Genomic DNA, 6,181 nt, shown 5'->3' with positions numbered 1-6,181 from the left:
AGGCGTATGGTTTCAGGATCTCTTTCACTCCGTTGTTCACGGTTCTTTTCACCTTTCCCTCACGGTACTGGTTCACTATCGGTCTCTCAGGAGTATTTAGCCTTGGCGGATGGTCCCGCCGGATTCATACAGGGTTTCACGTGCCCCGCACTACTCAGGATACCACTATCTAAATGTTCTTTGCCTATACCGGGCTATCACCGTCTATGGCCGCTCTTTCCAAAGCGTTCTAGTTCATCACATCTCGAACAGCGTGGTCCTACAACCCCGTTATTGCCGAAACAACAACGGTTTGGGCTAATCCGATTTCGCTCGCCGCTACTATCGGAATCACTTTTGTTTTCTCTTCCTCCGGCTACTTAGATGTTTCAGTTCACCGGGTTCGCTTGCCTTACGGCATGACATGTCTTCAACATGCCGGGTTGCCCCATTCGGATATCCGCGGATCATATCGTATGTGCCGATCCCCGCGGCTTTTCGCAGCTTATCACGTCCTTCTTCGCCTCTGAGAGCCTAGGCATTCCCCATACGCCCTTTTCCAGCTTGTCGCCTTTCCTTTTGTTCTATTCTACTTGTACTCTTTACTTTATAAAGATTCGTGTTTCTTTCTTTTTAGGTATATACATCGGCACAAAAGTACCTCTGTATTCCCTGTTCCAATATGTCAATGAACCTGTCGCCCCTCAAGGGCATGTGGAGAATATCGGAGTCGAACCGATGACCTCCTGCGTGCAAGGCAGGCGCTCTAGCCAGCTGAGCTAATCCCCCATTTCTTTAGTCATGAGTCATTAGCCGGTAGTTATCAGCGATAACCCTGTAACTCAACCTCTAAAATTTCCAATACTTCATCCTCAATGAACGTTCCCCCAAAACGGGGCTCGTAGTCCCAGGCAGACTCGAACTGCCGACCTCTACATTATCAGTGTAGCGCTCTAACCAGCTGAGCTATGGGACTGTCCCTACTTCCAGGGCAGCGCCCCTTCCGTATTTGTTATATATCATGATTGCGGAGATTTTCTTTCCAAGAACATAAATAAATCGAAAAAACGGGACTGAAGGACCTTCGAAGGCCGCCGGGGATCGTCCCTTGAAGGGACAATCTCTAGAAAGGAGGTGTTCCAGCCGCACCTTCCGGTACGGCTACCTTGTTACGACTTAGCCCTAGTTACCGATCTTGCCCTAGGCCGCTCCTTGCGGTGACGGACTTCAGGCACTCCCGGCTTCCATGGCTTGACGGGCGGTGTGTACAAGGCCCGGGAACGTATTCACCGGATCATGGCTGATATCCGATTACTAGCGATTCCAGCTTCACGGGGTCGAGTTGCAGACCCCGATCCGAACTGTGACAGGTTTTATAGATTCGCTCCGCCTTGCGACGTGGCTGCTCTCTGTACCTGCCATTGTAGCACGTGTGTGGCCCAGGACGTAAGGGCCGTGATGATTTGACGTCATCCCCACCTTCCTCGCGGTTTGCACCGGCAGTCCCGTTAGAGTCCCCATCTTGACATGCTGGCAACTAACGGTAGGGGTTGCGCTCGTTATAGGACTTAACCTGACACCTCACGGCACGAGCTGACGACAACCATGCAGCACCTTGCAATCCGTCCGAAGAAAAGTCCATCTCCGGACCTGTCGAACTGCATTTAAGCCCTGGTAAGGTTCCTCGCGTATCATCGAATTAAACCACATGCTCCACCGCTTGTGCGGGCCCCCGTCAATTCCTTTGAGTTTCATTCTTGCGAACGTACTCCCCAGGTGGGATACTTATCACTTTCGCTTGGCCGCCCAGGCCTCAAGGGCCCGGACAGCTAGTATCCATCGTTTACGGCGTGGACTACCAGGGTATCTAATCCTGTTCGCTCCCCACGCTTTCGTCCATCAGCGTCAGTACATGGTTAGTCACCTGCCTTCGCAATCGGTGTTCTATGTGATATCTATGCATTTCACCGCTACACCACATATTCCGGCAACTTCACCATGACTCAAGACCAGCAGTATCAAAGGCAATTCTATAGTTGAGCTACAGACTTTCACCCCTGACTTACCGGCCCGCCTACGGACCCTTTAAACCCAATAATTCCGGATAACGCTCGGATCCTCCGTATTACCGCGGCTGCTGGCACGGAGTTAGCCGGTCCTTATTCTTACGGTACCGTCAGTGGGGCACACGTGCCCCTTTTTCTTCCCGTATAAAAGCAGTTTACTACCCATAGGGCATTCTTCCTGCACGCGGCATGGCTGGATCAGGCCCTCGCCCATTGTCCAATATTCCTCACTGCTGCCTCCCGTAGGAGTCTCGATCCGTGTCTCAGTACCAGTGTGGGGGATCCCCCTCTCAGGGCCCCTACCCATCGCGGTCTTGGTAAGCCGTTACCTTACCAACTAACTAATGGGACGCATGGCCATCTTCTACCGCCCGAAGGCTTTAACCACGTCCCGATGCCAGGTCGTGGTACCACGGGGCATTAATCCAAGTTTCCCTGGGCTATTCCCCTGTAGAAGGCAGGTTCCATACGCGGTGCGCACCCGTGCGCCGGTCGTCAGCGGAGCAAGCTCCCTGTTACCCCTCGACTTGCATGTGTTAGGCCTGCCGCTAGCGTTCATCCTGAGCCAGGATCAAACTCTTCATCGTTGTTCTTTATATACTCGTCCCAACGACCTCCGAAATATGACTCCCCGGCCCCGATTCTCTCGATCTAATTCTTTATGTTATCTACCATCGCAAAACTTCCTAAAAAGCTCGCGATTCTCTCCACAATATTTCAATGAACAATTCTGTAACAAGGCCGGTCACCCGACCCAATCATCGCCCAGTGTCTCACTAAGCGGGTGCAAATATACAACTGTTTTTTTACCTGACAACTTTTTTAAAAAGAAAAAAATATTTTTTTCAAACCATCAGAAAAACAAAAAAACAATGAACGTTTTGCACTTTAATGTCATTAATCTTACTTGAAAAATCCTGCTCGATTAACGGGCTGCAAATGTAAGCCTGTTTTTTAAATAACAAAGAAAAAATGCAGCTTTTTTAAACTTTTTCACCCCTAAACACACAACAATCTTGAAATGAGACACTTGTGAAGTTTAAAAGAAAAAGGGCATTGAATTTAATTAAAAAATCGATTCAAAACAAAGAAAAAAGAGGAATGTTTCCGCCAATTATGCTCCTATATAAACACAACCGACACTTCTTAATTACTTTTATACATAGGGAGGGATACCTCAAAAGCATTAAAACATATTATATGATACTATTGCGGACATAACCACAAGATATTATCTTTGCTCCCCGCATAAAATTAGATTATGATAGAAATTACATTGCCAGATGGCTCCATTAAGGAATTTGAAAAGGGCGCCACTCCTATGGAAGTGGCAAAAAGCATAAGCGAAGGACTTGCCAGGAACGTAATTTCCGCAAAATTTAATGACACCATCATTGAAAGCACTACACCCTTAACCACAAACGGATCTCTTACCTTATATACTTGGAACGATAAAGAAGGTAAAAAAGCTTTTTGGCACTCTACCTCACATATAGTAGCCCAAGCTCTCGGAAGAGTTATACCCGGGTGTTAAACTAACCATAGGTCCAGCGATAGAAAATGGGTTCTATTATGATGTTGATTTACCTGAGGGAAATATATCCGAAAAGGATTTTTCCAAGATTGAACAAAAAGCCCTAGAAATTGCGCGTGGCAAGCATGATTATAGGATGAGGGAAGTATCAAAATCCGATGCTTTAAAATTCTATAAAGAACAAGGGAACGAATATAAGGTGGAATTGATTGAAAACTTGGAAGATGGCTCCATTACCTTTTGTGACCACGATACTTTTACAGACTTATGCCGTGGTGGCCATATTCCAAATACCGGAATTGTCAAAGCAATTAAAATATTAAGTGTGGCCGGAGCCTATTGGAGAGGTGATGAAAACAAACCCCAATTGACCAGGGTCTATGGTATATCCTTCCCAAAGCAGAAAGACCTTACCGAATATTTAGAATTATTGGAAGAGGCCAAAAAGAGAGACCACAGAAAATTAGGAAAAGAGTTGGAGCTTTTTACTTTTTCACAGAAAGTGGGCCAAGGACTTCCCCTATGGTTACCTAAAGGTGCAGCACTGAAGGAGCGACTCGAACAATTTCTAAAAAAGGCCCAAAAGAAAGCAGGTTATGAAATGGTCGTTACCCCACACATTGGTCAAAAGGAACTATATGTAACATCGGGTCATTATGCTAAATATGGCGAGGATAGTTTTCAACCCATACATACTCCCAAAGAGGACGAAGAGTTTCTATTAAAACCTATGAACTGTCCACATCATTGCGAAATTTACAACACCCGTCCCTTTAGTTACAAAGAACTGCCTAAAAGGTATGCGGAATTTGGTACGGTATATAGATATGAACAAAGTGGTGAACTTCATGGACTAACCAGGGTGAGGGGTTTTACCCAAGATGATGCCCACATATTCTGTACTCCTGACCAGCTAGACCAAGAGTTTAAGGAAGTAATTGATTTATCATTATACGTACTTGGCTCATTAGGTTTTGAAGATTTCACCGCTCAGGTATCCGTTAGGGATTTGGATAGCCCTGAAAAATATATCGGGTCTGTTGAAAATTGGGAAAAAGCCGAACAAGCTATCATAAATGCCGCGAAGGAAAAGGGACTCGACTTCGTAATTGAAAGTGGGGAGGCTGCCTTTTATGGCCCAAAATTAGATTTTATGGTAAAGGATGCCCTTGGAAGACAGTGGCAGCTAGGGACTATACAGGTGGATTACAATTTACCCGAGAGATTTGAACTAACCTACAAGGGAAGTGACAACGAATTGCATAGACCGGTTATGATACACCGTGCTCCTTTTGGTAGCATGGAGCGTTTCATCGCCCTATTGCTGGAACATACTGGCGGTAATTTTCCTCTGTGGTTAATCCCAGATCAAGCAATCCTATTGCCGGTAAGCGAGAAACATGAAAAATATGCGGAAAAAGTTTTAAAATCGCTAGAAAATAACGAAATTCGCGCCCTTGTTGACCGTAGAAATGAGACGGTTGGCAAAAAAATACGGGAAGCAGAGATGAATAAGATTCCATTTATGCTTATCGTAGGTGAAAATGATGAAAGCTCCAACACCGTTTCTGTTAGAAGGCACGGAGGCGAGGATTTAGGAGCCATAAGCGTTGAAGCGTTTACCGACTTGGTATCTAAAGAAATAAATAGTACCTTAAAGTCGTTCAAAAATTAAAGTTTAATTAAAAATAGTAAGTCATAGCAATACGTAAAAGATTCAGGCCTCAACCAAGAAGGGAAAACAAAAACCCTCATAATATTAATGAACAAATACTGGCTCCGAAGTAAGGTTAGTTGGTGATAATGTAGAAGTTGGAGTTTATCCAATTCGTAAAGCCCTTGAAATTTCAAGGGAATTGGAATTGGATTTGGTGGAAATTTCACCTAAGGCGGATCCTCCTGTTTGTAAAATTATTGATTACAAAAAGTTTTTATACGAACAGAAGAAAAGGGAGAAGGCCATGAAGGCCAAAGCAACCAAAGTTGTTGTTAAGGAAATTAGGTTTGGGCCAAATACGGATGACCATGACTATGAATTTAAAAAGAAACATGCCGAAAAATTCCTGAAAGATGGAGCTAAGTTAAAGGCCTATGTTTTTTTTAAAGGACGTTCAATAGTTTATAAAGATCAAGGAGAAATTCTACTCTTAAAACTAGCTTCAGAATTGGAGGAACTGGGAAAGGTGGAACAGATGCCCAAATTAGAAGGTAAGCGAATGACAATGTTCATCGCACCAAAGACAAAGAAATAAGTAGTTAGGTTTTCATGGAGAAACCAAACGAATGAATAAAATACTGAACGCTATTGGTTATTCAACTGGTAGCGTTTAGCATGAAAGTGAGATTTTAATTAAATAAATAGGAGAAAATGCCTAAACAAAAAACAAAATCCAGTGCCAAAAAGCGTTTTAAGCTAACAGGTACCGGTAAAATCAAAAGAAAGCATGCGTTTAAGAGTCATATTCTTACGAAAAAGTCCAAAAAACGTAAGCTTGCGTTAACACATGACACTTTGGTACACCAACATGATGTTAACAGCATTAAGGAACAATTACGTTTAAAGTAAAAGTTCAAAAGGTAGAATTATTAACCATGGAGTTGG

2 protein-coding genes, 2 tRNA genes, 2 rRNA genes and 1 pseudogene (1 of these 7 running past the window's edge) are annotated in these 6,181 nt (G+C 44.2%); 3 read left to right on the top strand and 4 right to left on the bottom strand.

What is annotated here, in order from left to right; all coding sequences use genetic code 11:
• The 4 genes from NYZ99_RS06290 to NYZ99_RS06275 form a co-directional block, all read right to left on the bottom strand.
• Window positions 1-550, bottom strand: a 23S ribosomal RNA gene (locus tag NYZ99_RS06290) (it extends 2,278 nt beyond the left edge of the window).
• Window positions 551-694: 144 nt separating this feature from the next.
• A tRNA-Ala gene (locus NYZ99_RS06285) sits at window positions 695-768 on the bottom strand.
• Window positions 769-881: 113 nt separating this feature from the next.
• Window positions 882-955: transfer RNA gene (locus NYZ99_RS06280), tRNA-Ile, on the bottom strand.
• A gap of 151 nt (window positions 956-1,106) precedes the next feature.
• Window positions 1,107-2,632 (bottom strand): 16S ribosomal RNA (locus NYZ99_RS06275).
• The 16S and 23S rRNA genes sit together here with 2 tRNA genes alongside, the layout of an rRNA operon.
• A 674-nt stretch (window positions 2,633-3,306) precedes the next feature.
• Between NYZ99_RS06275 and thrS the strand changes: the two are divergent.
• The 3 genes and pseudogenes from thrS (at window position 3,307) to rpmI (ending at window position 6,145) form a co-directional block, all read left to right on the top strand.
• Window positions 3,307-5,254 (top strand): annotated as a pseudogene (gene thrS / locus NYZ99_RS06270) (threonine--tRNA ligase).
• A 151-nt stretch (window positions 5,255-5,405) separates the two neighbouring features.
• Window positions 5,406-5,831 (top strand): translation initiation factor IF-3, encoded by a 426-nt coding sequence (gene infC / locus NYZ99_RS06265; protein WP_260575201.1) that lies wholly within the window; start codon window positions 5,406-5,408, stop codon window positions 5,829-5,831.
• 116 nt (window positions 5,832-5,947) lie between these two features.
• Entirely contained in the window at window positions 5,948-6,145 is a 198-nt protein-coding gene (rpmI, locus tag NYZ99_RS06260; protein WP_047245905.1) for a 50S ribosomal protein L35, read from the top strand.
• Window positions 6,146-6,181: the final 36 nt, after the last annotated feature.

The organism is Maribacter litopenaei, assembly GCF_025244665.1.
GTDB lineage: Bacteria > Bacteroidota > Bacteroidia > Flavobacteriales > Flavobacteriaceae > Maribacter > Maribacter litopenaei.
The sequence above is the reverse complement of the archived record's forward strand: the minus strand, read 5'-3'. Positions and strand labels throughout refer to the sequence as shown.